Below are 26356 nucleotides of genomic sequence, written 5' to 3'. Positions count from 1 at the left end.
GTGGAGATCACTGCGTGGAAAACACCGTGGGCCGTTACTTCCGCAGAAGTACCGGCCCACCTCGCCTGTGATGTGCGACTATTCGTCAGCGATTTCGAGCAGCAGGGTGCCCGCGCCGATCGTGTCGCCCGGGTTGCCAGTGAGCGAGCGCACAATGCCATCACGCGGTGCCTGCAACGGCTGCTCCATCTTCATCGCCTCGAGCACGACCACGAGGTCGCCCTTGACGACCGACTGGCCCTCTTCGACAGCGAATTTCACGATCGTGGCCTGCATCGGTGCCGTGACGGCGTTGCCTGACTCCGACACATCCGCGCCCTTCGAACGGCGGCGCGGCGCGTGACCGGCCATATTGCGGCCAACGCCACCGTGCTGAATGCCGGCCGAAATGACCAGGCGCTCGGGCAGTGACACCTCGATGCGCTTGTCGTTCACCTCGACGACGACATCGCGGCGCGAACCGGGCTCGGGAATCTCATCGAACTCGCCCGACCATTCGTCGAGCTGGTTGTCGTAATCGGTTTCGATCCAGCGCGTGAAGACGCCGAAGTTGCCGTCCTCAGCGATGAACGCCGGCTGGCGCACGACATCGCGGTGGAAGGGGAGTACGGTCGGCAGGCCCGCGACCTCGAACTCGTCGAGCGCGCGGCGGGCGCGGGCAAGCGCATCGTCGCGGGTGGCGCCGGTGACGATGAGCTTCGCGAGCATCGAGTCGAAGGCGCCCGAGACCACGTCGCCCTGGCGTACACCCGAGTCGATGCGCACACCCGGGCCCGAGGGCACGTTGAACGTGGTGATCTTGCCGGGCGCGGGCATGAAGTTGCGGCCCGGGTCTTCACCGTTGATGCGGAACTCGAAGGAGTGGCCGACGATCTCGGGGTCGTCATAGCCGAGTTCTTCACCCTCGGCGATGCGGAACTGTTCGCGGACGAGGTCGATGCCGGTGACCTCTTCGGTGACCGGATGCTCCACCTGCAGGCGCGTGTTCACCTCAAGGAAGGCGATGGTGCCGTCGGCGGCGAGGAGGAACTCGCAGGTGCCGGCGCCCTGGTAGCCAACTTCGCGCAGGATCGCCTTCGACGCGTCGTACATGGATGCAACCTGCTCGTCGGTGAGGAACGGCGCGGGCGCTTCTTCGACGAGCTTCTGGTTGCGGCGCTGCAGCGAGCAGTCGCGGGTGGAGACGACCACGACGTTGCCGTGCGCATCCGCGAGGCACTGGGTTTCGAGGTGACGCGGCTTGTCGAGGAACTTCTCGACGAAGCATTCGCCGCGACCGAAGGCAGCGACGGCTTCACGGGTGGCCGAGTCAAATGCATCCGCGATTTCGGACTCTTCGCGCACGACCTTGAGGCCGCGGCCGCCACCGCCGTAGGCCGCCTTGATGGCAACGGGGAAGCCGACCTCGCGGGCGAAGGCGATGACCTCATCCGCGCCCTGCACCGGTTCGAGGGTGCCGGGGGCGAGGGGCGCGCCGACGCGTTCGGCGACGTGGCGGGCGGTGACCTTGTCACCGAGTGCCTCGATCGCTTCGGGGGAGGGGCCGATCCAGGTGAGGCCGGCCGAGATGACTGCGCGGGCAAAGTCGGGGTTCTCGCTGAGGAAGCCGTAGCCCGGGTGCACCGCGTCGGCGCCCGAGCGGCGGGCAACTGAGAGGAGCTTTTCGGCGACGAGGTAGGTGTCGGCGCTAGTGGTGCCGCGCAGTGCGTAGGCCTCGTCGGCGAGACGGGCGTGGGGTGCGTCGCGGTCCTGGTCGCTGTAGACGGCGACGGAGGAGATTCCGGCGTCGCGCGCGGCGCGGATGATGCGGACTGCGATCTCACCGCGGTTGGCGATGAGGAGCTTCTTGATGCGGGCCATAACTCTCTACCCTATGGCCTACCGGGTGGGTCCGGTTGGCGGGTGGCAACAATGTTTCGCGCGTGCCGTTGCGGATTCCTCCGGGCCGGGCGGTGTCGGCGCACTCAGGCCTACCCCGCACCGCGCGCTGAGGTGTCCAATCCCGTGTGCTGAGGCTCTCGAAGCACAGAGCATCCCGCCCGGGAAGGACGCGCTAGCGACAGAGGCGTACCGAATTGTCACGCCTGAGCCGAGATAGTGCCGCATCGCCAATATGGGGCCTCACTCGTGACAATCCGGTACGGCCAAGGATGCGGCGAGGGCGCGGGATGCGGGCGGCCGCCGCAGCCGGGCACCCTTCGCCCGCTAATCCGCGCGCTCCCGCCTGATCCGCGCGCTGCAACGCGCGGATTAGGCAGAAGCAAGCGGATTAGGGCAGCTCCGGAGGTGCGGTGGGCCGGAAGTCGGCCGTGGAGCATCCTCGGCGCGCGTACTACTCAGCGCGCGGCTGCGTCCACTGGCGCGGATGCGCGGCGCCCTGCCACGAGCGCAGCCACCAGTGCCAGCACCGCCGCACCACCCATCACCGCAGCCATCGGCCGGGCATCGGCCCCGAGCATCCCGACGATCGGCGGTGCCGCCGCGCCGAATGCCGACATGGTGGCGCCGATGATGGCCGAGGATGCGCCAGCCTTGAACGGACTCACATCCATCGCGAGCGCACTGGCGCTGCCCTGCAGAATCGGGATCGGCGCGACCGCCACGGCAAGTGCCGCGATCAACCAGCCAGCCGCCGCGCCAAGCATGACCGCAAGCGCCACGAGTGCCGCGCCAACAAACAGCATCCCGGCGCCAAGCGTCACCGCGCGCATGGGTGTGATCACACCGAAGCGCGTCGAGCGGCCCAGGATGCGCGTCCCCAAGAAACCAACGCCACCCATCACGAACGAGAGCACCGCGCCAGCCACCGCATAGCCCGTCGGCGAGAAGCCGTGCACCTGCTGGAACACTAGCGGCGCCGCCGACACATACGCGTACATCGACAAGAACGAAAGCGCCACAATCAGCACGAACAGGATGAACCGGGGCAAGCTCGACTGAACGGCACCGTTTCCAGCGGGTCGCGCCGGGCGTCCGGCACCGCGAGCCTCACGTGGCAGGGTCTCGGGCACACGCAGCAACACCCACACGCCCACGAGCGCCCCGAGTCCGGCAAGCACGAGGAAGATGGTGCGCCATTGCGCGAACGCGAGCACACCGGCACCGAGTAGCGGAGCCAATGCCGGCACCACCACGCCCGCCGCCATGATGATGCTCATGGTCTTCGCTGCCTGCTCGCCCGAGGCCACATCGCTCACGATCGCCCGGCCGAGCACCATGCCCGAGGCCGCGGCGAATCCCTGCACGACCCGCAGTGCGATCATCACTTCGAGTGTCGGCGCGAACGCGAGTCCGGCGCTCGCGGCAACGAACGCGATGATGCCCGCAAGCAGCAACGGCCGTCGACCGAGTCGGTCAGACAGCGGCCCGAGTGCGAGCTGGCCGAGCGCCATGCCAATGATGAAGGCGGTGAGCGTGAGCTGAATCGACCCGATATAAGTGCCGACTTCAGCCTCGGCCTGGGGCAGCGCCGGTAGGTAGGCCGCGGTGCCAAGCGGCGGCATCGCCGAAACGATGACGAGTGGCGCGATCAACGCGCCACTGAGCGTGATGCCACCGATCTTGGTGGCTGAGCCAGCCGGGGCGGCCTGCGTGCGGGTGGTCACAGAACTCCTTGCGTTATCGAGCGAGACGCTCAGATTCCCCGAAGGGGTCACCTAGGCCAACGCGCCTGGCCCCGGGTCATTCCCTGCGCATCCCGACCTGGCACGATAGCGGGATGCAGATTCTCGCGGCGGCAGACGGCTCATCTCTCGGCAACCCCGGTCCGGCGGGCTGGGCGTGGGTGACGAGTGACGGCGCCTGGCGCTCGGGCGGCTGGCCGCGCGGCACGAACAATATGGGCGAGCTCATGGCCGTGCTCGATCTGCTCGAGCACACCGCCGACACCGGCGCGAGCCTGCGCATCCTCTGCGACTCGCAGTACGTGATCAACTCGGTCACCAAGTGGATGCCCGGCTGGAAGCGCAAGGGCTGGAAGAAAGCCGACGGCAAGCCGGTGCAGAACCGCGAGCTGCTCGAGCGCATCGACGCCGCGCTCGCAGGGCGCGACGTGGCGTTCGAGTGGGTGAAGGGTCACGCTGGCCACGACCTCAACGAGGCCGCTGACTCGCGCGCCCGGGCAGCTGCCGAGGCGTACTCGAAGGGCCGCGAACCGGATGCAGGGCCAGGGTTGGGTGCCGCGGCTGCGGCTCCCAGCGCCGGCCCGGATGCATCGGCTGAGTCCGGCAAGCCAGCTGCCGCCGCACCCATGGCCGCGACGCCGACCGCCCCGGCACCGACCGCCGCGCCTACGACTCGCGACGACACCGCATCCACCGCCACCGACCTCAACGCCCTCTTCGACGACGCGCTCTTCGACGATGCCCTCTTCGACAACCTCGACGCCGACGGTGACATCGAAGCCGACGCCGCCACAGCCAACCTCACCCCCGAATCCCACGCGCTCAGCGAAATTGCCGCGCTCGAGCGAGCCGACGCATCCGATCGCCGTCACCCCGACTTCGAACAGGTGGGCCGCCCGATCACCGGTGAACTCACCGAACTACGCGTCATCCTTACCTCGCCCGCCACTGCCATCGTGCGCTCCCGCATCGACGGCGTTGAGCGCACTTCACTCTGGCAGCGCGACACCGGCGAAGCCGCATCTTGGCTACTGCGCCTGCGACACGAGGGCTGATCAGCGAATTCCCGTACCATCTGGACGTTTCCCTCGGCGTTGCTTCGTGGCAGGATGATCTGTCGCACAACCTGCGGCCGGCATCACCGCACGCCCGCTCGTGCATCCCAAAAGGACGTATCAATGCTCGGGAAACTCCTGATCAAATACCTCAAACCGTTCTGGCCATACGTCGTCGGTGTTCTGGTATTCCAACTCGCGCAGGCGCTCGCCGCGCTCTATCTGCCCACCCTCAACGCCGACATCATCGATAACGGTGTCGCCAAGGGTGACATCGGCTACATCTGGAGCACCGGTGGCTTCATGCTGCTCGTGTCGTTCCTGCAGATCGCCGCGAACATCATCGCGATCTTCTGCGCCGCGAAGGCTGCCATGGGCCTCGGAAAGCTGCTGCGCCGCGATGTGTTCGAGCGCGTCTCAGCGTTCTCAGAACGCGAAGTGAGCCGCTTCGGTGCCGGCTCGCTCATCACCCGCAACACCAACGATGTGCAGCAGGTGCAGATGCTCGCGCAGATGGGCATGATCATGCTCGTCTCAGCGCCGATGCTCGCAATCGGCGGCATCATCATGGCACTGCGCCAGGATGTCGGCCTGAGCTGGATCATCGCCGTTGCCGTGCCGGTGCTCCTCATCATTGTCGGTGCCGTCGTCAGCCGCATGATTCCGCTCTTCCGCACCTACCAAGACAAGCTCGACGCGATCAACCGCGTGCTGCGCGAGCAGCTCACCGGCATCCGCGTCGTGCGCGCCTTCGTGCGCGAAGACATCGAACGTAAGCGCTTCGAGGTCGCGAACCGCGACATGGCCGATCTCGGCATGCGCATCGGTAACCTCTTCGTACTCGTGTTCCCTGCCGCATCCATGGTGATGAACCTCACCATCGCCGCGGTGATCTGGTTTGGTGGTTTCGAGGTCGACAACGGCAGCGTGCAGATCGGCACGCTCTTCGCCTACATGGCCTATGTGATGCAGATCCTCATGGGCGTGATCATGGTGAGCTTCATGACCACGATGATCCCGCGCGCGGCCGTGTGTGCCGACCGCATAGGCGAGGTGCTCGACACCGACACCTCGCTCACGATCAAGCCGAACGGCGTCGCCGAATTGCCACGCCCGGGCGAACTCGAGTTCGAGGGCGTCGGCTTCGCCTACCCGGGCGCCGAGCATCCGGTGCTCGACAACATCACCTTCCGTGCCGAGCCCGGCCAAACCGTCGCCGTGATCGGTTCGACCGGCGCCGGTAAGACGACGCTCGTCAACCTCGTGCCTCGCCTGTTCGACGTCACCTCGGGTGTCGTGCGTCTTGGTGGCATCGATGTGCGGGATGCAGCTCCCGAAGCCCTCTGGTCGGGTATCGGTCTCGTGCCGCAGCGTCCCTATTTGTTCTCGGGCACGGTGCGCTCGAACCTCGAGTTTGGGCGCGAGGGTGCCACGGATGCAGAGATGTGGGCTGCGCTCGAACTCGCGCAGGCCGCGGGGTTCGTGCGCGAAATGCCGGATGGGCTCGACTCGGAGATTGCGCAGGGCGGCACGAACGTGTCGGGTGGCCAGCGCCAGCGGCTTTCGATTGCCCGCGCGATCATCCACCAGCCGTCGCTCCTCGTGTTCGACGACTCGTTCTCGGCGCTCGACCTCGCGACCGACGCGCGTCTGCGCCACGCCCTGTGGCAGGCGCTGCCCGAGGTGACGAAGCTTGTTGTCGCCCAGCGCGTGTCGACGATTACCGAGGCTGACCGCATCCTCGTGCTTGAAGACGGCCGCATTGTCGGTGACGGTACGCACGAAGAATTGCTCGAATCGAACCCGACCTATCGGGAGATCGTCGAGTCGCAGCTCGGCGCGGAGGCACAGTCATGAGTAAGAAGACCAAGCCTGACGTGACCGTGGATGCGGTCGAGGAAGAGTTCGACGAGGCCGCCGTCGCCGCATCCTCGGGCGAGTGGGGCGGCGCCGGCGACACCCGCCCGGCGAAGAATTTCTGGCCGAGCTTCAAGCGACTGCTCGGGCTGCTCTCGCCGTGGGCGGGACTGTTCTGGCTCGCGACCGCGCTCGGTGTGGGCTGGGTGGCGCTCACCGTGGCCGCGCCCAAGGTGCTCGGCGAAGCGACGAACGTCATCTTCGAGGGCGTGATCTCGGCGCAGATGCCCGCGGATGCGACGAAGGAACAGATCGTCGCCGGACTCGAGGCGCAGGGGCAGACCGACTTTGCGAACATGATCGCCGCGATGGAGCACTTCGTGCCCGGCGCCGGCGTCGACTTCGTGCGGCTCGGGCAGCTGCTGCTCATCGTGATCCTCATGTACTTCGCGGCGAACATCCTCGATTACCTCAGTGGCTACACGCTCAACCGCATCGTTGTGCAGGCGATGTACCGCCTGCGCGCCTCGATCGAAGACAAGATTCACCGCCTGCCGCTGAGCTACTTCGACCGCACGAAGCGCGGTGAGCTGCTCAGTCGCGTTACGAACGACGTCGACAACATCACCAACTCGCTGCAGCAATCGCTTATCTACGCGGTGACGTCGCTGCTCACCGTGATCGGTGTGCTCGTGATGATGTTCTCGATCTCGTGGCAGCTGGCACTTGTCGCACTCGTGGTGTTGCCGATCACGGGCGTCATCTTCGCGATCATCGGTCCGAAGTCGCAGGCCGCGTTCAAGGAGCAGTGGAAGAAGACGGGCCGCCTCAACTCGCGCGTCGAGGAGTCATTCTCAGGCCACGCGCTCATGCGTGTGTACGGTCGCGAAGCCGATATGCGTGAGGCGTTCGACGGCGAGAACGAAGAGCTCTACCGGGCCGCATTCAAGGCGCAGTTCTTCTCGGGCTCGATGATGCCGCTCATGCAGTTCGCCGGCAACCTCTCGTACGTCGGCATTGCGGTGCTCGGCGGCTTGCAGGTGGCGAGCGGACAGCTACGTATCGGCGATGTGCAGGCGTTCATCCAGTATTCGCAGCAGTTCACGCAGCCGATCGCGCAGCTCGGCAGCATGGCGGCGACCGTGCAATCGGCGACCGCCTCGGCCGAGCGCGTGTTTGAGTTGCTCGACGCCGAAGACGAGGTGCCGGATGCGGTCGACGCGCCCGAGCTCATCCCCGGCCCCGGCCGCATCGAGTTCGCCGATGTCGACTTCTCGTACTCGACCGAGCGCGAGCTCATCCGCGATCTTTCGTTCTCAGTGGAGCCGGGGCAGACGGTCGCGATTGTGGGGCCGACCGGTGCTGGCAAGACGACACTCGTGAACCTCATCATGCGGTTCTACGACGTGGATGCGGGTGCCATTCTGCTCGACGGCCAGGCGACTGGGGAGCTGCGTCGCCACGATGTGCGTGCGCGCACGGGCATGGTGCTGCAGGATCCGTGGCTCTTCCAGGGTTCGATTCGCGAGAACATCCGCTACGGCCGCGAGTCGGCGACCGACGAGGAGATTCTCGAGGCCGCGAAGGCGACCTACGTCGATCGCTTCGTGCACTCGCTGCCCGAGGGCTACGACACGGTGCTCGACGAGGATGCGTCAAACGTGTCGGCCGGTGAGAAGCAGCTCATCACGATTGCGCGCGCGTTCGTCGCTGACCCGGCGGTGCTCATCCTGGATGAGGCCACAAGCTCGGTCGACACCCGCACCGAGGTGCTGTTGCAGCAGGCCATGGCGGCGCTGCGCGAGGGCCGTACGAGCTTCGTGATCGCCCACCGCCTGTCGACGATTCGCGACGCTGACCTCATCCTGGTGATGGAGCAGGGTCGGATTGTGGAGCAGGGCGACCACGAGTCGCTGCTCGCGGCGCACGGTTCCTACCGCCGCCTCTACGACTCGCAGTTCGCGGGTGCCGTGGATGCGGTCGACGACGCGGAGTCGCAGACCACCTAGCTGGTGGATGCGCGCGCTGAGGCACTCGAAGCGTAACTACCCCTCTCAAGGCGAAGTACCCCACCCATGGGTGGGGTACTTCGCCTTTCCGCCCACCTTTGCGCCCGCCCGAGTGCTGAGGGGCTCGGAGCACCGACGCAGCTCGTTACGTCACACCACGGAACTTCGGCGACAACACCTGCGCCGCAAACTCGAGCGGCGCCGTAATCTCGGCCCAGCCAGCTCCGCAGATCGCGGTGAATGAATCTGGGCCGCGCTCATAGAGGACGCACTCGTCATTGCGTGAGGTCGGTTCGTCGGGCACCTGAGTCTCCGGATCGCCTTCGAACCAGAGGATGCCGTCGCAATACACATTGGCGTAGCTTTCCGGCATGTTCGACACATCCGGAAGCGTGACAAATCGGAAGTCGTCGCCCGACGTAGGTGCCAGGTGTTGGAATCCAGGCGAGTAGATCGGGGTTGGCGGTTTCCCCGAACCATCCACATACGGCGCGAAGAACATGCTGCACGAGAGCGTCATCGCCGTTTCCGACACGGCATCATTCGAGTCGACAGATCTGAGCTCGCCCGAGAAGGCAGTGAGTGCGGTCTCCCATCTGCTGCCCGCGCCCTGAGCCAGCCAGCCGTCGCCGATCACGATAAACGGTCGCGAATAGGTCGCTCGCGGGTCGGGGTCTCCGAGAAACCCTTTGATGTCGGGAGTCACGGTCTGCCATGTCTGACTGAACGTCTCGGTCCAAGCTTCGAGGGCAGCGTTTTGGCTGGAGTCGAACTCCACATACGTCCACGACTCGAACGCCTCTTGACCCATACCAGAGGCTAGGCACGAGACGCCGCGGTCGATGGTTATCGAAATGTCGCCGTGGTCAGCGGTTCTAACGATCGGGGTCACCATGCCTCCGTCCATAGCGACCTGTTCCTTAAGTCCCCACGCGGGTGCGTCGTCGGTAGCCGTGAACCGGTTATCGACAACAACACTGGAACAGTTCATCTCTAATGCGTCGGCCGTGTCGGTGGGAGTTGGTGACGGTTCAACCGTCGCAGGCGAAGTTGTGGCGGGCGTCGCGATGGATTCGGTCGGGGCGGGGGATGCGTCAGGGGCGCATGCCGTCAGTGTCGCGAGCAACATGGCGCTCGTGCCCAAGGCAAGGAGGTCGGTCAGTCGCGAGTTGCGAGTCGAGGGAAGCTGACGAGACACGTTGACCCCTTGTCTGTGGCGGCGGGACGTCATGGTCAGGCTATGGGCAACGCTGTGTCGAAAGCATCCTGAACGAGGGTTCTCACCCAGATCGTTACGACGCGGCTCTCGGCCGGTTCCACAGGTCGGTCCACTGGGCCCCGAGCTCGCGCGTGAGGCGGCGGATCACCGGCAGTGAGATACCGATTACCGTCGACGGGTCACCATCGATGCGCTCGATGAACGCACCGCCAAGCGAGTCGATCGTGAAGGCGCCGGCGACGAAGAGCGGCTCGCCCGAGGCGATGTAGGCCTCGATCTCGGCATCGTCGAGGTCGTCGACAAACGTCACCTCGGCCGACTTCACGGCGCCAATGCCTTCACCGCTCGCACCCTCGCGGCGGTCAACCAGCCAGTGGCCCGACCACAGTGTGCCGGTGCGACCGCGCTGGCGTTCCCAACGCTCGCGGGCAATCTCGGGGGTTCCGGGTTTGCCATAGATGACCCCATCCACTTCGAACATGGAGTCGCCGCCGAGCACCAGGCCATCAAGCGCTTCGCCCGCATCCGCCACGGCGAGCGCTTTCGCTTTTGCGAGCGTGAGTACCGTCTCGGCAGGCGAGAGCGGCCCGGCTGCGGCGAGCACCGCATCCTCATCGACATCGCTCGGACGCACGAGCGGCTCGATGCCAGCGGCGCGAAGCACCGCGAGACGGGCGGGGGAGGTGGAAGCGAGGACCAGACGCATGAGCGCCAGCGTAGCGTCGCCGCTGCGTCGATTCGCTGGCTGGATGCAGGATGCGCGGAGTTGCCGTTGGGGTTTCAGCCGCCTCGGCGCGGATGAGCATCTGCGGCGAAGTGCCAAATCAGGGTGCATGTTGCCGCCACAAGCATCATCGACGTCGATTCGGCACTTCCGTGCAGGCGCGCACACGGAGGCGTGTTGCGCGATCTGCATTTTCCGCGTCGATGACGTCTCCACAGCGGCCATCGACCCGAAAAACGCAGATTCCGAGACACACCACCACCGACATCGGCGGCATCCCCAGGATGCCCGTCAAGCGAGGGGCGGATTCCAGCCCGATGACCTCCCCAGCAGTCTCATCAACCCGAATTCCGCCCATCCGTTGACGCACCACCAACACAACTAGGCTTGTCAGCGTGACTCAGCCTGCCGCATCCTCAGATCTCGCCCTCGGCGACACCGTCGAGCTCGAGGTCGGCGACGTCGCGCACGGTGGCGTGTTCGTCGCGCGCCACCCCTCGGGGCGCGTCGTCTTCGTCGCGGATGCGCTGCCGGGCGAGCGAGTGCGCGCCCGCGTCACCGAACTCAAGAAGCGCTTCGCGCGCGCCGAGGCAGTCGAGGTGCTCGAAGCATCCCCCGAACGGCTCGAGCATGTCTGGGCCGAGGCAAGCATCGACCGCGATCCCGACGACCGCGTCGGAGGCGCCGAGCTCGGCCACACCTCACCGGCTTTTGGCCGCGAACTCAAGCGACGCGTGCTCACCGACGCCCTCAATCGCTTCGGCGGCATTGACTCCGAGGTCGAGGTCGCAGCCCTCCCCGGCGACGACGACAACCGCGGCCGCCACTGGCGCACCCGCGTGACGCTCCACATCGACGCTGATGGCCAGGTCGGTCCGTACGCTGCCCGCTCGCATCACATCATCCCGGTTGAGTCGCTCCCGCTTGCGTTCAACGACATCGAAGAGCTCGCGCTCGGGGTAATCCGCGAGGGGTCGCGGGGCCCTGGCCGGCTCGACTTTGTGGCGCCCGCCGATTTTGAAGTGCGGATGCGTCGTCGCCTCGACGGGCGTCGCGCGCGTGATCCCGAGGTGCTGCGGGAGCGGGTGGCCAAGCGCGAGTTTCTCGTGCGCGAGGACGGATTTTGGCAGGTGCACCGGCACGCTGCGACCACGCTCTACGCGGCGACGCAGCGGGCGATCGACCGTGCGCTCATTGACGACAACGCGCTGCATCTTGATCTCTACGGTGGCGTTGGCTTGCTCGGCGCAGCACTCGCCGAGGTGGTCGGCGATCATGCACGCGTCGTGTCGGTGGAGTCGGCGGCGGCCGCGACGGAGTTCGCTCGAGAGAACCTCGCCGAGTGGCGCGATAGCGGCGCGGTGACCGCGCGCGTTGATCGCTACTTGCGTGGGTTGCTTGACTCGGATGCGGTGACTCGCGATGCCGTGCACGCGGGCACGGTCGTGCTTGATCCGCCGCGCTCGGGCGCGGGCGCCGAGGTCGTGGATGCACTGGGTGAGCTTGCGCCGGCGCAGCTCGTGTACGTGGCGTGCGATCCGGTGGCGCTGGCGCGCGATACCGGGATGTTGCGGGAGCGCGGTTACGAACTGCGCGGCATTGAGGCGTTTGATCTCTTCCCGAACACGCACCACGTTGAGGCCGTCGCGGCATTCGTGCGGGCGTAGGCATCATCTGGTGGGGCCGGCAGTGCCCTGAGGTTCGCAAAGGGTGGGGACGCTCCCTGGTTGGTCGAGTAGCGAAGCGAATCGACCTCCCGCCGAATCGACACCAGCGCGATCGCTAATCCGCCCGCTCCCGACTAATCCGCGCGCTGCAACGCGCGGTTTAGGCGGGAGCGCGCGGATTAGCGGCGCACGGTGCCGGCACGTGGCCTCGATCCGTCGCTTCGCTCCTACTCGACCACCCAGGTGGTGTGGCGCACGGCACCACGGCGGCACGCACAGCCAGCTACCGGCGGAAGCGCCCGCCGAACGGGTCGCCGGCGCCGCCGCCACCCTGCAGGTGGCGCTGCGAACGCTCCCACGGCGACAGCCGCACAACCTCGTCACGCGGACGGTCAAGCCCCACACCAGCCTCAAACAACACCGCGAGCACCGCAGTCACTGCCGCGAGCTCATCCTCGGTGGGCTTGCCCGCAAGCAAACGCGCATCGCCCGGCTCGAGCGAGTCGGTGATGTCAAGGTCGGGTACCGCAACGCGCGGCTGCTTTGGCCTGATCACAGCGGGATGTTCCCGTGCTTCTTCGGCGGCATCGACGCGCGCTTCGAGCGCAGCGACCGCAGCGCCTTGGTGATCGTCACGCGGGTTCCGGCCGGCTCAATGATTGAGTCGATCTCGCCGCGCTCCGCCGCCAGATACGGCGAGGCAACGTTGTACGTGTATTCGTCGGCGAGCTTCTTGCCGAGCGCCACCGCATCCTCGCCCTTCTCGGCGGCCGCGGCAATATCGCGACGGTACAGGATGTTCACCGCCCCCGAGCCGCCCATCACGGCGATCTCGGCCGTCGGCCACGCAAAGTTGAGGTCGGCACCGATCTGCTTCGACCCCATCACGATGTACGCGCCGCCATAGGCCTTGCGCAGAATCACCGTCACGAGCGGCACCGTCGCCTCGGCGTAGGCGTAGAGCAGCTTCGCGCCGCGGCGAATGACGCCCGACCACTCCTGGTCGGTGCCGGGCAGGTAGCCGGGCACGTCGACCAGCGTGACGATCGGAATCGAGAACGAGTCACACATCCGTAGGAAGCGCGCGGCCTTCTCACCGGCGGCGATGTTCAGCGTGCCGGCCATCTGGTTCGGCTGGTTGGCGATTATGCCGACGGGCGATCCCTCAATGCGGGCAAGGCCAATCACCACGTTCGGCGCGTAGAGCGCCTGCACTTCAAGGAACTCGCCGTCGTCAACGATCGACTCGATCACCTTGAGCACGTCGTAGGGCTGCGTCGGCGAGTCGGGGATCACTGTGTTCAGGCCACGGTCGTGGTCGGTGATCTCAAGCTCCGACTCCGCGTCGTAGGTCGGCAGCTCGGCGAGGTTGTTGTCAGGCAGATACGAGATGACGTTGCGCGCGTAGTCGAGCGCATCCTCTTCATCGGCCGCGAGGTAGTGCGAGACACCCGAGGTGCGGTTGTGCGCGAGCGCGCCACCGAGCTCCTCCATGCCGACGTCTTCGCCGGTGACGGTCTTGATCACATCCGGGCCGGTGACGAACATGTGCGAGGTCTTGTCGACCATGATGACGAAGTCGGTGAGCGCGGGCGAGTAGACGGCGCCACCAGCAGCCGGGCCCATGATGATCGAAATCTGCGGGATCACGCCCGAGGCAGCGGTGTTGAGGCGGAAGATCTCGCCGTACTTGCCGAGCGCGACAACACCTTCTTGGATGCGCGCCCCACCCGAGTCGAGAATGCCGATGATCGGCACGCCGGTTTTGAGGGCGTGGTTCATGATCTTGATGATCTTGTCGCCCGCGACCTCGCCGAGCGAGCCGCCGAAGACGGTGAAGTTCTGGGAGTACACCGCGACATTGCGGCCGTGGATGGTGCCGGTGCCGATGACGACGGAGTCGCCGTAGGGCCGGTTCTTGTCCATGCCGAAGGCGGTGGTGCGGTGGCGCACGTACTCGTCGAGTTCGACGAACGAGCCGGGGTCGAGTAGCCCCAGGATGCGCTCGCGGGCCGTGTTCTTGCCCTTGGCGTGCTGCTTGTCGGCAGCGCGAGCCTCGGCGTCAGTCACCGCTTCGGCGTGTCGGCGCTTGAGGTCGTTGATCCGGCCGGCGGTGGTGAGGTCAACCGCGGGTGCGTCGGGGTGCTGCTCGTTCATCCTCACCACGATACACAGCGCGAGCCGTTCAGCGGTGGATGCATCCTTGCGTTCCGAGGCTAGTTTTGTCGTGGAAACCTCCAAAAGTTGCCGCAGCGGTTTCGCGCGCCCAGCCGCCCACGGCGAGGGAGTCGCTCGGGGTCAACGTTCGGGCTCTACCCTGGTGCGAGCACCGGATGAGCACCGAATGAGCACCGAAGAAGCAGAGGGGGAGTCATGGCGCAGATCACACGTGTCGAACTCACCAATGCCCCGGCCGCCACGATCGAACTTTTCGACGAGCTCGACTCGACCAATAGCCGGATGCGCGAGCGCTTCACCGACCACGGGGAGCGGTTCTCGCCCTTCCACACGATCGCGACGACCTCGCAGACCGCGGGGCGCGGCCGACTTGACCGCGAGTGGTCGGCGCCGCCCGGTGCATCCCTCGCGATGTCGGTCTATCTCGAGTTCGATGCGGCCGCCGCCCGTGACTCGATCGGCTGGGTGTCGCTCGCCGGCGGGCTTGCCGTCGTCGAGGCCGTGCGCACGCTCGCACCGCAGCTCGCCGATCGCGTGCGGGTGAAGTGGCCGAACGATGTGCTGATTGACGGACTCAAAGTCTGCGGCATCCTCGGCGAGTTACTCGGCGTCGTTGACGGCGGCCGCGCGTTCGCCTGCGTGCTCGGCATTGGCGTCAATGTGGCGCTCGAGCAGGATGCACTGCCCACGCCGACCTCGACGTCGCTGCTGCTTTCGGGTGCGTCGGTCGAGCCGGATGCGCTCGCGGCCGCGATCGTGCGCGCGCTCGCCACGCGCATGGTGGCGCTCGCCGCCGCGGGCGGGGATGCGGATGCCGCGGGTCTGCGTGCGGAACTCACCGAAGTGAGTTCGACCGTGGGCGCGCGGGTGCGCATCACGCTGCCGGGCAATGACCTGCTTGAAGGGCGTGCTGTTGGCATTGGCGCTGGCGGCGAGCTTGAGATCGAGGATGCGGACGGCACGCGTCTCGTCAACGTTGGCGATGTCGAACATGTGCGACCGCTCGAGGGCGGGTGGACGCAGTGAGCGCGCCGCACGGGCCGGGCATGCCGCAGTCGTCGCCGTCAGGTGTGGCTCGGGGACAGGGTTGGCATCCGACCGGCGCACCGATGGGGATGCCGGTGGGCGCGCCGCGGCCGCCAGTGCAGCAGCTCGAGTTTCAGCTCGCGAAGTTGCATCAGCATGCGCGCGGGCTGGTGTTGCCCTGTCTCGTGCTCATCGCATCCGGGGCGTTTATTGGCTACGCCATGCGCGGCTTGCGCGAGGGCGGTTCGTGGATTGCCTGGGCGATTGTCGTGGGCATCGCGGCCGTGGTGCTCGGGCTGCTGCCGATCCTGGCGTGGCTGCGTAATCGCGTGGTCATCACGAATATCGCGACGACCCGGTTTACGGGGCTGTTCAATTCGCGCCGCCAGGTGATGGCGCATTTCGATGTCGTTGAAGTGCAGATGCGCCGCAATGGCTGGCAGGCGCTATTCGGATCGGGCAATGTCTGGCTCATCGCCCGCGATGGTCGCCGGGTCGAACTGCGCGATGTGCCGAACGTCGTCACCGTCGCCGGCGCCCTGCGCGAGCTCGCCGGCCTGCCTGCGCACTAGCGCGGCCCCCTGGCTGGTCGAGTAGCGCAGCGTATCGAGACCCCTCGCGCAGCCCTGTGGTCTCGATCTGTCGTTCCGCTCCTACTCGACCACCCAGTTTTTCTGGCTGGTCGAGTAGCGCAGCGTATCGAGACCCCGCCCCACCTAGGCCTTCGCCGCCGCCCGATGCGGCGCGTACACCCACCAGCGATACAGCGCGAAGCGGAACACCGACCCGAGCCCAATTCCGACCATCTTCGAGATGTTGTCGGCCCAAGCACTCGTCATCCCGAGCCCGTAGTGCGTGAGCCACAGGGGCAGTAAGCCAATCACCATGCCCGCGAGGCTCACCGCGAGAAACTCGAGCCCTTCGCGCGTGGCGGCGTCGCTGCGCCGGTGTTCGCGGAAGGTCCAGAGCCGGTTGCCGACCCAGTTCCATGCGATCGCCACGCAGGTCGCGATCACCGTCGCCGCCATCGGCCCCCAGACGACCTGGTCCGGCCCGAGCACCGTCGCGCGCAGCAGGTTGAATACGCCAAGATCCACGAGGATGCCCGACCCGCCAACCACGCCAAACTTCAGTAGTTGCGCAAACAGGCTGCGAAACCACGGCCCGGTCCACGTGCGTGGTCCGTCACCGGGATGCGCATCCGAATCAGCCGCGGCCGCCGCGATGAGCGCGATGCCGCCGGTGGTCGGAGCTTTCGAGTCATGCCAATCGTGCGCATCCTCGCGGGGTGCGGGGGCGCGATCAGCGTGACGATTTGGCAAGACGGCTCTCAACTATCGGATGCGGAAGATGAGCCGCAGTCTATGTCGCGTTTTCGACGCAGATGCGAAAGATCATCCGGATGCGGTACGTCGCCAACCCTGGTGGCTCGAGACCGCGCCACGCCCCCTATCGCCAAGTGACAGAATGGTCGCTAGCGTGCCGCGACTCCCAAACCACGCACGCGCGAGCACAGAAGGCAGGTTCCAGCTATGGCAGTTCCGATTGTTGGTGTCGTCGGTGGCGGCCAGCTCGCGCGGATGATGGTGCCCGCGGCGATTGCGCTCGGCATTGAGATCCGCGTGCTCGCCGAGACCGAGGGCTCACCTTCCGCGATCGCCGCGACCGCCGTCGGTGACTACCGCGATGTCGACACCGTGCTCGAATTCGCCAAGGGTGTCGACGTCATCACCTTCGACCACGAGCACGTGCCGCAAGCGGTGCTCCGCGCGCTCGTCGACGCGGGTGTCTCGGTGCAGCCGGGGCCGGATGCGCTCATCGCCGCGCAAGACAAGATCACGATGCGCGAGATGCTCGCCGAGATCGGCGCGCCTCTGCCCGAGTGGGCAGCAGTGCACAGCGCGGATGAGCTCCAAGCGTTCATCGACGCCCACGGCGGCGCAGCGATCCTCAAGACGCCGCGCGGTGGCTACGACGGCAAGGGTGTGCGCGTGGTGCGCGGCGGACAGGAGGGCGCCGATTGGTTTGAGCAATTCGATGCGTTGCTCGTTGAAGAACTCGTCGACTTCCGTCGCGAACTCGCGCAGCTCGTCGCCCGCCGCCCGAGCGGTGAACTCGTCGCCTGGCCGGTCGTCGAGACCGTGCAGCGCGACGGCGTGTGTAAGGAAGTCTTCGCGCCCGCTCCGGGTGTCGCCAGTGCATCCGATCGTCTTGCTGAAGTGGCGCACGATATTGCCGAGCGCATCGCAACTGGCCTTGGTGTGACCGGCGTGCTTGCGGTCGAAATGTTCGAGACGACCGACCAGCGCCTGCTCGTGAATGAGCTCGCGATGCGGCCGCATAACTCGGGCCACTGGACCATTGACGGCGCCACCACGAGCCAGTTCGAGCAGCATCTTCGTGCGGTGCTCGATCTGCCGCTTGGCGATGCGTCGCCGACGAACCGGCACGCCGTGATGATCAACATTCTTGGCGGCCCGCAGCACGAGGCGATTACTGACCGGTTCGCTCGCGCGTGGCAGCACCATCCGGCGGCGAAGTTGCACACCTATGGCAAGTCGGCGCGTCCCGGCCGCAAGGTCGGACACGTCACTGTAAGTGGCTACGACCTCACTGAGGTCACCTATCAGGCGCGCGCAGCCGCCGCGTGCTTCGACGACGAGGAGCAGTAATGGCTGATCAGCCGCGCGTGGGCATCATCATGGGATCTGACTCGGATTGGCGAGTCATGTACGAGGCCCGCGAGGTGCTCGAGGAGTTTGGCATCGCGAGTGAGGTCGAGGTGGTGTCGGCGCACCGCACGCCCGACAAGCTCGTGTCGTATGCGCGGGATGCGCGGGGTCGCGGCCTCGAGGTCATCATCGCGGGTGCCGGTGGTGCGGCGCATCTGCCGGGCATGGTTGCATCGATGACGACGCTACCGGTCGTTGGGGTGCCGGTGCCGCTCAAGTACCTCGATGGGATGGATTCGCTGCTGTCGATCGTGCAGATGCCGGCTGGTATTCCGGTCGCGACGGTATCGATTGGTGGCGCGAAGAACGCCGGCATTCTCGCCGCGCGCATCATTGGTGCCTCGGATGCGGCGGTCGCCGATCGCCTGCAGGCGTACGCCGACGGCCTCACCGCGATGGTCGCCGACAAGAACGCCGCGCTCAAAGCCCAGCTCTAGGGCTGGCGTTCTACTGGTTGGTCGAGTAGGAGCGAAGCGACAGATCGAGACCCGGCGGCTCCATCTACTCGACCAACCAGGTTTTCCCTGGTCGGTCGAGTAGCGAAGCGTATCGAGACCCGCCTAGCCCATCTGCGGCGCCACGTTCACGCTCCAGGTCACACCAAACTTGTCGGTGAGCTCGCCGTAGCTCGCGCCCCACACCTGCGGCTCAAAGGCCGTCGCAATCGTGCCGCCCTCGGCGAGCGCCTCGAAGTAGCGACGTCCTTCATCCACGTCGTTGCCCCAGAGCGACACGCTCAGGGCGTTGCCGAACTCGTGCGGCTTACCGCCACCAAACCGCGGGTCGTAATCGCTCGCGCCGAGCGTGACCACGCCGCCAACGATCGACGTGTGCATGATGTAGTCGGTCGCCGGGTCGCCCTCTTCGACCGCGTGAAACTCGCCAAAGGTGTGGGCGGTGAGCTCACCGCCGAAGATCGAGTGATAGAACTCCATCGCCTCGCGCGCCGTGCCGGGGAGGCTGAAGTAGGGAACCGCCTGAATGGTCATGGATCCTCCTTGATCGCAGTCACCGCGCCGAATGCGGCACGGCCAAAGAATTCTTACTCACCTCCGCTGGGTGCCGAGGGAATATTCCCTCGGCGTCACCTCTACGTGAGTGAAACTCGACCCGCCCTACCGGCACCACAGGCCGCGTCGCCTAGCCTGGATGGCAAGATGACCAATTCTCTGCCGTTGCGCCACCCTGATAAGTCACAGCCCGAGCTGATGACGCGCCGGGCGTGGTGGCTCGTCGCGTCGAACGTGCTTATCCCGGGGCTCGGCCCGCTGCTCGCAGGCAACCGCCGCTTTGGCCGTCTGGGGCTGCGCATCTGGTTCGGCGTGATCTTCGCGCTCATCATCATGGCGCTCATGTGGTTCTTCCTGCGCGGCCCGCTGCTGTTCGTCTTCACGACTTCACTCGGGCTCGGCATCCTCGCGGCGCTCGTGCTCGCCTACGGCATTTGGATGCTCGTGACGATGTTCGAGACGCTGCGGCAGACGAACCTCGTGCGCGTCGACGCGTTCGCGCGCGGTCTCATCGCGGTCATCGCGGTGGTGCTCGCGGTCATCCCGGTATTCGTTGGCGGCTTCGGTGCCGCGAAGATTCAGCAGGCGCAGGGTGCGGTCGCGGCGCTCTTTGGCGGCCCGAACGCCGGCTTTAAGATGCCGAGCGATGGTCGCCTCAACATCATGCTGCTCGGCGGCGACCGTGGTGCCGATCGCGAGGGCCTGCGGCCCGACTCAATCAGCGTGATGAGCTTCGACGTCGTCACCGGCAACCTCGTCACGATCGGCCTCCCGCGCACGCTGCAGGGCTTCGGCTTCTCGAGCGGGCCCATGAACGACAGGTATCCCGAGGACTACACCTCGTGCGAAGTCGATGTCTGCTATCTCAACTCGGTCTACACCGAGGTCACGGTCTACGACTACGACATCTACCCGGATGCGGCCAGCCAGGGCTCTGAGAAGGGCATTGAGGCAACGCGCGACGCCGTCGAGTGGATCACCGGCCTCGACATTCACTACTACGCGCTCGTCGACATGCAGGGCTTCGCGACGCTCATCGACGCGATGGGCGGGGTGACGATCGACGTCAAGGAACGCGTCGCGATGGGCATCAATGACGATGGCACAAACCCGGGCTGGACGCCGCCGGAGCACTGGATTGAGCCGGGTGTGCAGGTGCTCAACGGTGACCATGCGCTCTGGTACGCGCGCTCGCGCTACGAGACGACCGATTACGCGCGCATGGAACGACAGCGCGAATTGCAGGATGCGGTGATCGCGCAATTGCCCGGCAAGCTGCTCACGCACACGCAGGCGATTTTGGATGCACTGGATGAGGTCGTCGAGACTGATCTGCCCGAGGGTGAGGTTGGTGTGTTTGCTGATCTCGCGCTGAAGTCTCGGAGCCGCGACGACAATGTGCGGTTGAATATCGCGCCGCCGGAGTTCGATGTGGATGCGGGACCCATTGACTATGGGCATGCGCGCGACCTCATCGGCCAGGCACTCAAGGGCGAGTACGTGCCGCCTGCGGAGTAGGCGGCGGGGTCTCGATACGGCCTTCGGCCTACTCGACCAACCAGGGAAGACTTGCAGGCGGGGTCTCGATACGGCCTTCGGCCTACTCGACCAACCAAACAACACTGGGTGGTCGAGTAGCCGCAGCGCAGCGGAGGCGTATCGAGACCCCCGCCCCGCCCCGCCCGCCTAAATCTCCGCGTGCAACCGCCAGACGAGGTCGGCCGAGTACGCCCACGAGTAGAACGGCGCCCGGTCGAGCCCCGCGGTCACAAGCTGCTGCCGCAGCTCCTCATCCCGCAGCACATTCGACAGCGCCACCGCGAGCCGCTGCTCAAACGTCGACGCATCCTCGAGCTTCACACTGAGCCCCGAGCCTTGCGAGACCTCCATGAGCGCCGGTACATCAGTGTGCACCGTCGCCGTGCCCGCCTTGAACGCCTCGAGTAGCGGCAGACCGAATCCCTCATCGAGCGAGGGCATGCATAACACCGTCGCGCGATCGAGTGCGACTGCGAGTTCCGCATCCGTGACAAATCCCAAATCGCGCACCCGCGCGCGATCAACGCCCGCCTCTGCGCAGAGCTGGTCGAAGTTCACTTCGCCCCAGCCCGACGGGCCGACGTGCACGAGCACCGCATCCTCGAGCTGCGGTAGCGCAAGCGCCTTCACGAGCCGATCGAGGCCCTTGCGCGGCTCGAGCGTGCCGATCGCGAGAATGTAGTCGCTCGGCAGCGAGAGCGTCTCGGCAATGCGCGCGAGTTCTTCCTCGTCGCTTGGCAGCGCCACATCCGGCGAGGCCGCACCCGAAATCACCCGCAGGCGGTCGCCGAAGTCGTAGATCTCAGCGAGCTGCTCCGCCACCGCATGCGTCGGTGTGACGACCGCTGAGGCGTACTGCCAGGCGCGCTTGAGCATCGCCTTGTGCCAGCGCACGCCGTTGCGCGTCAGGGTGTCAGGATGCGTCCACGGGACGGTGTCGTGCACCGTCACGACCACCTGGGCGAGGTCGCCCGAGGCGTGGTCGCGCAGCGGCGCATGCAGGCTCGGTGCGTGGATGAGCCCGCCACCGAACGCGTTCGTGAGCATCCCGTGCTGCCATGACTTCGACAGCGCCTTGCGCGAGAGCTTCGACGAGCGCACGCGAGCAATGCCGGGGAAGCGGTCGAGCAGCGCCTGCTCTTGCTCGGTGGTGATGAGCGACGTGAGCCCCTCGACCTCGCACCCATCTGGCGCACGCCGAATGACCTCGCGGGCGAGGTTTTCGGTATAGCGGCCAATGCCGCCGGGCACATCTCCGAGGAGCTGGTCGAGGATAAAGCTCAGCGTCACCATGTTTCGGTTAGCACTCCGTCTTCAGCGGCGGTTTCCAGCGCTTCGAGCCACGGACGCATCTCGGGCACGCCAGCCTCGGCCCAGCGACGATGGCCGAGTACCGAGTAGGCGGGCCGGGCGGCCGGGCGCACGAACGAGGCCGAGTCGGTCGGCTTCACGCGCTCCGGGTCGTTGCCCGAGAGGCGGAAGATCTCGCGGGCGAAATCAAACCAGGTGCATTCGCCCGAGTTCGTGGCGTGATAGATGCCGGCCGGAGCCTCCGCGTCGAGTAGACGCACGGTCTGCTCGGCGAGATCGCGCGTGTAGGTCGGCTGTCCGAGCTGGTCGTCAACCACGGTGATCTCGGGGTGCGAACCGGCGAGCTTCACCATGGTTTTCGCGAAGTTCGGGCCACCTGCGCCGTAGAGCCACGCGGTGCGCAACACATACGTGCCATCAGGATGCACCTCAAGCGCCTGCTCTTCACCGGCGGCCTTGGTGCGGCCGTAGGCGTTGAGCGGGTCGCGTGGGGCGTCCTCGTCGTAGGGCTCGGAGGCATTGCCCTGGAACACGTAGTCGGTCGAGTACTGCACGAACTTCGCGCCGGCGGCGGCTGCCGCGCGGGCGAGGTTGGCGGTGCCGGTCGCGTTGATGGCGTAGGCGGCGTCCTCGTCAGTTTCGGCGTTGTCGACGGCGGTGTACGCGGCGGCGTTGAGCACGACGTCGTATCCCTCGACGGCGCGAGTCACTGCATCCTGGTCGGTGATGTCGAGATCAGCGCGAGTGAGCGCGGTGACGTCGCGGCCTGCGAGGGCGCGCTGGAGGTCTTGGCCGAGCATGCCGGCGGCCCCGGTGATGAGATAGCGGGTCATGCGAGCGCGGCCCGCTCCTTGAGCGGCTCCCACCAGGCGCGGTTGTCGCGGTACCACTGCACGACCTCGGCGAGGCCCTGCTCGAACGGCACCTGCGGGGTGTAGCCGAGCTCGGTTTCGATCTTGGTGATGTCGACGCAGTAGCGCAGGTCGTGGCCCTTGCGGTCTTCGACGTGGTCGACGTACGACCAGTCCTTGCCCATGAGTTCGAGGATCTTCTCGGTGATCTCGACGTTGGTGAGCTGGGTGCCGCCACCGATGTTGTAGACCTCGCCCGAGCGGCCCTTCGCGAACACGAGGGCGATGCCGCGGCAGTGGTCGTCGACGTGCAGCCAGTCGCGCACGTTCTCGCCGGTGCCGTAGAGCGGCACGTGCTTGTCGTCCATGAGGTTGGTGACGAACAGCGGGATGAGCTTTTCGGGGAAGTGGTAGGGCCCGTAGTTGTTCGAGCAGCGCGTGATCACGACGTCGAGGCCGTGGGTGCGGTGGTAGCTGCGGGCGATGAGGTCACTGCCGGCCTTGGATGCGGCGTAGGGGGAGTTCGGCTCGAGCGGGAATTCTTCGGTCCATTCGCCCTCTTCGATGGAGCCGTAGACCTCGTCGGTCGACACGTGTACGAAGCGGCCGATGCCGTGCTTGAGTGCGGCGTCGAGGAGGCGCTGGGTGCCGAGCACGTTGGTTTCAACGAAGATGGATGCGTCGAGCACCGAGCGGTCGACGTGCGATTCTGCGGCAAAGTGGATGACGCCGTCGACGCGCGGCATGAGCTCGTCGAGGAGTTCAGCGTCGCGGATGTCGCCGTGGACGAACTCGTACCGGGGGGAGTCGGCGATCGGGGCGAGGTTCTCTTCGTTGCCCGAGTAGGTGAGCGAGTCGAGCACGATGATCTCGGCGCCTTCGACACCGGGAAGCTCATCTGCGAGTGCGCGACGAACGAAGTTCGAGCCGATGAAGCCGGCCGCACCGGTTACGAGCAGTTTCATGGAGTTCCTCCAGGGTCGGTGCGCCCGGCGAATCTGGGCACACGAATTATCCCTCTAGCCTACCGGGACGGTCCCGGTCTTGCGCTGAGGCTCGGCCCCATCGTGTGCTGAGGCTCGGCCCTATCGTGTGCTGAGGCTCGGCCCTATCGTGTGCTGTGGCTCGGCCCTATCGTGTGCTGAGGCTCTCGAAGCACAACCAGCCCACCCCGCTACCGTTGACCCCATGACCGGCATCACAAGCGTCACCGCAATCGTCGTCGTGTGGAACGGCGGTGACGAAGCTGTCGCTGCCCTGCGAACCCTTGCCGCACAAGAGGTCGATGCCGACCTCCGCATCGTGGCTGTCGACAACGGTTCGACAGACGACACCGTGACGCTCATTCGCGCCGAGGTGCCAGAAGTCACTGTGCTCGAGCTAGTTGAGAACCTCGGCTATGGCGCCGCCGCCAACCGCGCGATGGCCGCGTACGCCGCCGACGCATACCTCGTGCTCAATCAGGATGCGGACTATCAGCCTGGCTTCATCGCCGCGCTGGTCTCGGCGCTCGATCGCGACGACTCGCTCGGCGCCGTCACCGCCCAGGTTCGACTCGCAGGCGAGTTCACCAAGGTTGGTTGGTCGAGCGGTGCCCTGAGGCACTCGAAGGGCAGCGAAGCTCACTCCTCCTTTGGTCGGTCGAGTAGCGAAGCGTATCGAGACCCCAACCCCACCCCCGAAACCATCTTCACCGCCCACGACGGCAGCACCTGGCGCCGCACCACCCCCGGCGAACAAGGCCAACAACTCCTCAATTCCACCGGCAACCAACTCACGCGTTCAGGCAACGGCCTCGACCGCGGTTGGCTCGCTCCGGTCGGCACCGAGTTCCCTCGCGCCGTCTACGGCTTCCACGGCGGTGCCTGTGCCCTGCGAGCCAGTGCAGTTGAACGGCTTGGTGGTTTCGATGAGTCGTACTTCATGTACTACGAAGACACCGACCTCTCGATGCGCCTGCGCCAAGCTGGCTGGTCGATCGAATACGTACCCGAAGCCATCTCGATTCATGCCCATGCCTCGAGCTCTGGCACCACGAGCCCTCGCTTTGTCGAGTGGAACGCCCGCAACCGCGCCTGGAACGCGCGTCGCAATGGCCCCGCCAAGATGCGCGCCGAGGCAACGGTCCGCACGGCGGTCGGTGCCGTAAAGGGTGCCGTCACTTCACTTGATCCCCGCAAGAGCGCCGACGAACGCCAGCTCGGCCGCGCCCGCGCCCGCGGTGCCCTCGCCGGCCTCACGCCATTCCCGCCCGCCGCCGGTCGAGCCGCGCCGGAGCCAAATGTTGCTGGTCGAGTAGCCCCGAACGACCCACTGGCTGGTCGAGTAGGCCCGCAGGGCTCACTGGTTGGTGGAGTAGGCCCGCAGGGCCGTATCGAGACCACCCCTCGACCCACCCGCAACCCCCGCACCCTCATCGACCTCACCTCCATCCCTACCCAGCTCGGCGGCGTCGGACGCTACCTCGAAGGCCTCGTGAGCGGCCTCCACGCACTTGGCGAAAAGCCCCTCCTCGTCGCTCGCCCGGAGCACATCGAACACTTCCGCGCCCTCGCCCCGAATGCCGAGATCCACGCAGCACCCGCCCTCATCGGTAAGAAGGGTCTGCGCTTCGGTTGGGAGCAAACCGGCCTACTCCGCCTCGCATCCGATCTGCAAGCCGAAGTCATCCACTCGCCCCACTACACCTTCCCGCGTGCAACTCCGCTGGCGCGTGTGGTGACGGTGCACGACGCCACCTTCTTCAGCGACCCGGATGCGCACACCAAGGTCAAGCGCGAGTTCTTCCGTCGCTGGATCCGCGAGGGGGTGCGGGCGAACGTCACGCTCATCGCCCCATCGGCTGCCACCGCCAGCGAAATCGAAGCGCATGCCGGTAAGCCTCGTCGCGCGATCGCGGTTGCTCTGCATGGCGTCGACCGCGAAATCTTCCATGAACCAAGTGCCGATGAGATCGCCGCGTTCCGCGACGCGCACGACCTTGGTGATCGTCCCTACATCGCTTTTCTCGGCACAATCGAGCCGCGCAAACAGGTTGCGCAACTGATTCGCGCACACGGCATCTTGCGCGAGCGACTCGGTGACGAAGCGCCGCTGCTCTTGCTCTCGGGCCAGCGCGGTTGGGATGAAGAGGCTGCGGAGTTGCTCGACAAGGCCGCGGCCGATCCGCTCAGCGGTGTGCGCGAACTTGGTTACCTGCCGCTCGAGCAATTGCGGGCGTTGCTTGGGGGAGCGGTCGCATTCTGTTATCCGTCAATTGCCGAGGGGTTCGGTCTTCCCGTACTCGAGGCAATGTCCAGCGGCGCGCCCGTGGTCACTACCCGCTTTACGGCCCTTCCCGAAGTCGGTGGGGATGCGGTGGTCTATGCCCAGCCGAACCCGAAGGCGCTCGCGGACGCACTTGAAGAACTCATTACAAACGACGATGAACGAGATCGCCTACGTGCGGCTGGCTTGGCGCGCGCGGCGGAATTCACCTGGGAGCGCTGCGCTCAATTGCACCTGGATGCGTACGCGCGGGCGGCTGCGGCTCGACGGTAACTCAAGGCTAGGAAT

21 protein-coding genes are annotated in these 26356 nt (G+C 66.1%); 10 read left to right on the top strand and 11 right to left on the bottom strand.

All coding sequences use genetic code 11. From position 1 onward, the window contains the following. Positions 1-78: 78 nt before the first annotated feature. A complete protein-coding gene (locus tag EG850_RS07230) occupies positions 79-1860 on the bottom strand; it encodes an acetyl/propionyl/methylcrotonyl-CoA carboxylase subunit alpha (RefSeq protein ID WP_124972012.1) in 1782 nt (593 codons plus the stop codon). Between the two features lie 476 nt (positions 1861-2336). Further along, positions 2337-3605, bottom strand: a complete 1269-nt coding sequence (locus tag EG850_RS07225) for a Bcr/CflA family efflux MFS transporter (protein ID WP_214609530.1) — start codon at positions 3603-3605, stop codon at positions 2337-2339. Between the two features lie 113 nt (positions 3606-3718). Here EG850_RS07225 and EG850_RS07220 point away from each other — a divergent pair, with 113 nt between their 5' ends. From EG850_RS07220 to EG850_RS07210, 3 genes are all read left to right on the top strand, one after another. Beyond that, on the top strand, positions 3719-4678 hold the full coding sequence (locus tag EG850_RS07220) for a ribonuclease H family protein (protein WP_124972010.1): 960 nt from the start codon (positions 3719-3721) through the stop codon (positions 4676-4678). A 123-nt stretch (positions 4679-4801) separates the two neighbouring features. Further along, on the top strand, positions 4802-6535 hold the full coding sequence (locus tag EG850_RS07215; RefSeq protein WP_124972008.1) for an ABC transporter ATP-binding protein: 1734 nt from the start codon (positions 4802-4804) through the stop codon (positions 6533-6535). Next, positions 6532-8544: an ABC transporter ATP-binding protein gene (locus tag EG850_RS07210; RefSeq protein ID WP_124972006.1), complete on the top strand. Its 2013-nt coding sequence runs from the start codon at positions 6532-6534 to the stop codon at positions 8542-8544. The genes EG850_RS07215 and EG850_RS07210 overlap by 4 nt, the downstream gene beginning before the upstream one ends. A gap of 145 nt (positions 8545-8689) precedes the next feature. Here the strand turns inward: EG850_RS07210 and EG850_RS07205 are convergent, their stop codons facing one another. Together EG850_RS07205 and EG850_RS07200 are read right to left on the bottom strand one after the other, a co-directional pair. Further along, positions 8690-9451 (bottom strand): hypothetical protein, encoded by a 762-nt coding sequence (locus EG850_RS07205; protein ID WP_148097113.1) that lies wholly within the window; start codon positions 9449-9451, stop codon positions 8690-8692. Between the two features lie 385 nt (positions 9452-9836). Continuing rightward, a complete protein-coding gene (locus EG850_RS07200) occupies positions 9837-10469 on the bottom strand; it encodes a Maf family protein (protein ID WP_124972002.1) in 633 nt (210 codons plus the stop codon). Between the two features lie 413 nt (positions 10470-10882). Here EG850_RS07200 and EG850_RS07195 point away from each other — a divergent pair, with 413 nt between their 5' ends. Next, positions 10883-12154, top strand: coding sequence for a class I SAM-dependent RNA methyltransferase (locus EG850_RS07195; protein ID WP_124972000.1), 1272 nt, complete (start codon positions 10883-10885; stop codon positions 12152-12154). A 283-nt stretch (positions 12155-12437) separates the two neighbouring features. Here the strand turns inward: EG850_RS07195 and EG850_RS07190 are convergent, their stop codons facing one another. Together EG850_RS07190 and EG850_RS07185 are read right to left on the bottom strand one after the other, a co-directional pair. Then, complete coding sequence (locus EG850_RS07190; RefSeq protein ID WP_124971999.1) at positions 12438-12710, bottom strand: acyl-CoA carboxylase epsilon subunit; 273 nt, start codon at positions 12708-12710, stop codon at positions 12438-12440. Then, positions 12707-14311, bottom strand: a complete 1605-nt coding sequence (locus tag EG850_RS07185) for an acyl-CoA carboxylase subunit beta (protein ID WP_124971997.1) — start codon at positions 14309-14311, stop codon at positions 12707-12709. Before EG850_RS07185 ends, EG850_RS07190 begins: the two co-directional genes overlap by 4 nt. Before the next feature lie 216 nt (positions 14312-14527). Here EG850_RS07185 and EG850_RS07180 point away from each other — a divergent pair, with 216 nt between their 5' ends. Both EG850_RS07180 and EG850_RS07175 read left to right on the top strand, forming a co-directional pair. Beyond that, positions 14528-15358 (top strand): biotin--[acetyl-CoA-carboxylase] ligase, encoded by an 831-nt coding sequence (locus EG850_RS07180; protein ID WP_124971995.1) that lies wholly within the window; start codon positions 14528-14530, stop codon positions 15356-15358. Continuing rightward, positions 15355-15930: a PH domain-containing protein gene (locus tag EG850_RS07175; protein ID WP_124971993.1), complete on the top strand. Its 576-nt coding sequence runs from the start codon at positions 15355-15357 to the stop codon at positions 15928-15930. The genes EG850_RS07180 and EG850_RS07175 overlap by 4 nt, the downstream gene beginning before the upstream one ends. 144 nt (positions 15931-16074) lie before the next feature. Here the strand turns inward: EG850_RS07175 and EG850_RS07170 are convergent, their stop codons facing one another. Then, on the bottom strand, positions 16075-16680 hold the full coding sequence (locus EG850_RS07170; protein WP_235829240.1) for a GtrA family protein: 606 nt from the start codon (positions 16678-16680) through the stop codon (positions 16075-16077). A 210-nt stretch (positions 16681-16890) separates the two neighbouring features. Between EG850_RS07170 and EG850_RS07165 the strand changes: the two genes are divergently transcribed. Then, positions 16891-18030 carry a 5-(carboxyamino)imidazole ribonucleotide synthase gene (locus EG850_RS07165; RefSeq protein ID WP_124971991.1) on the top strand — a complete coding sequence of 380 codons (1140 nt, stop codon included), beginning with the start codon at positions 16891-16893 and terminating at the stop codon, positions 18028-18030. Beyond that, positions 18030-18527, top strand: coding sequence for a 5-(carboxyamino)imidazole ribonucleotide mutase (gene purE / locus EG850_RS07160; RefSeq protein ID WP_124971989.1), 498 nt, complete (start codon positions 18030-18032; stop codon positions 18525-18527). Before EG850_RS07165 ends, purE begins: the two co-directional genes overlap by 1 nt. Before the next feature lie 123 nt (positions 18528-18650). Here the strand turns inward: purE and EG850_RS07155 are convergent, their stop codons facing one another. Further along, on the bottom strand, positions 18651-19079 hold the full coding sequence (locus tag EG850_RS07155) for a VOC family protein (RefSeq protein ID WP_124971987.1): 429 nt from the start codon (positions 19077-19079) through the stop codon (positions 18651-18653). 168 nt (positions 19080-19247) lie between these two features. Here EG850_RS07155 and EG850_RS07150 point away from each other — a divergent pair, with 168 nt between their 5' ends. Continuing rightward, complete coding sequence (locus EG850_RS07150) at positions 19248-20618, top strand: LCP family glycopolymer transferase (RefSeq protein WP_124971985.1); 1371 nt, start codon at positions 19248-19250, stop codon at positions 20616-20618. A gap of 168 nt (positions 20619-20786) precedes the next feature. Here the strand turns inward: EG850_RS07150 and EG850_RS07145 are convergent, their stop codons facing one another. From EG850_RS07145 to rfbB, 3 genes are read right to left on the bottom strand one after another with little or no spacing between them, the layout of a single operon-like run. Beyond that, the gene (locus EG850_RS07145; RefSeq protein WP_124971983.1) at positions 20787-21932 is read right to left on the bottom strand and encodes a glycosyltransferase family 4 protein; all 1146 of its coding nucleotides are present in this window, start codon (positions 21930-21932) and stop codon (positions 20787-20789) included. Next, positions 21926-22783 (bottom strand): dTDP-4-dehydrorhamnose reductase, encoded by an 858-nt coding sequence (gene rfbD / locus EG850_RS07140; RefSeq protein WP_124971981.1) that lies wholly within the window; start codon positions 22781-22783, stop codon positions 21926-21928. The genes EG850_RS07145 and rfbD overlap by 7 nt, the downstream gene beginning before the upstream one ends. Next, entirely contained in the window at positions 22780-23766 is a 987-nt protein-coding gene (gene rfbB / locus EG850_RS07135) for a dTDP-glucose 4,6-dehydratase (protein WP_124971979.1), read from the bottom strand. The genes rfbD and rfbB overlap by 4 nt, the downstream gene beginning before the upstream one ends. A 223-nt stretch (positions 23767-23989) precedes the next feature. Here rfbB and EG850_RS07130 point away from each other — a divergent pair, with 223 nt between their 5' ends. Continuing rightward, the gene (locus EG850_RS07130; protein ID WP_124971977.1) at positions 23990-26341 is read left to right on the top strand and encodes a glycosyltransferase; all 2352 of its coding nucleotides are present in this window, start codon (positions 23990-23992) and stop codon (positions 26339-26341) included. The last annotated feature ends 15 nt before the right edge of the window (positions 26342-26356 follow it).

It is taken from the genome of Gulosibacter macacae (assembly GCF_003865375.1).
Classification (GTDB): Bacteria; Actinomycetota; Actinomycetes; order Actinomycetales; family Microbacteriaceae; genus Gulosibacter; species Gulosibacter macacae.
This window is presented reverse-complemented; position numbering and strand designations above follow the sequence as displayed.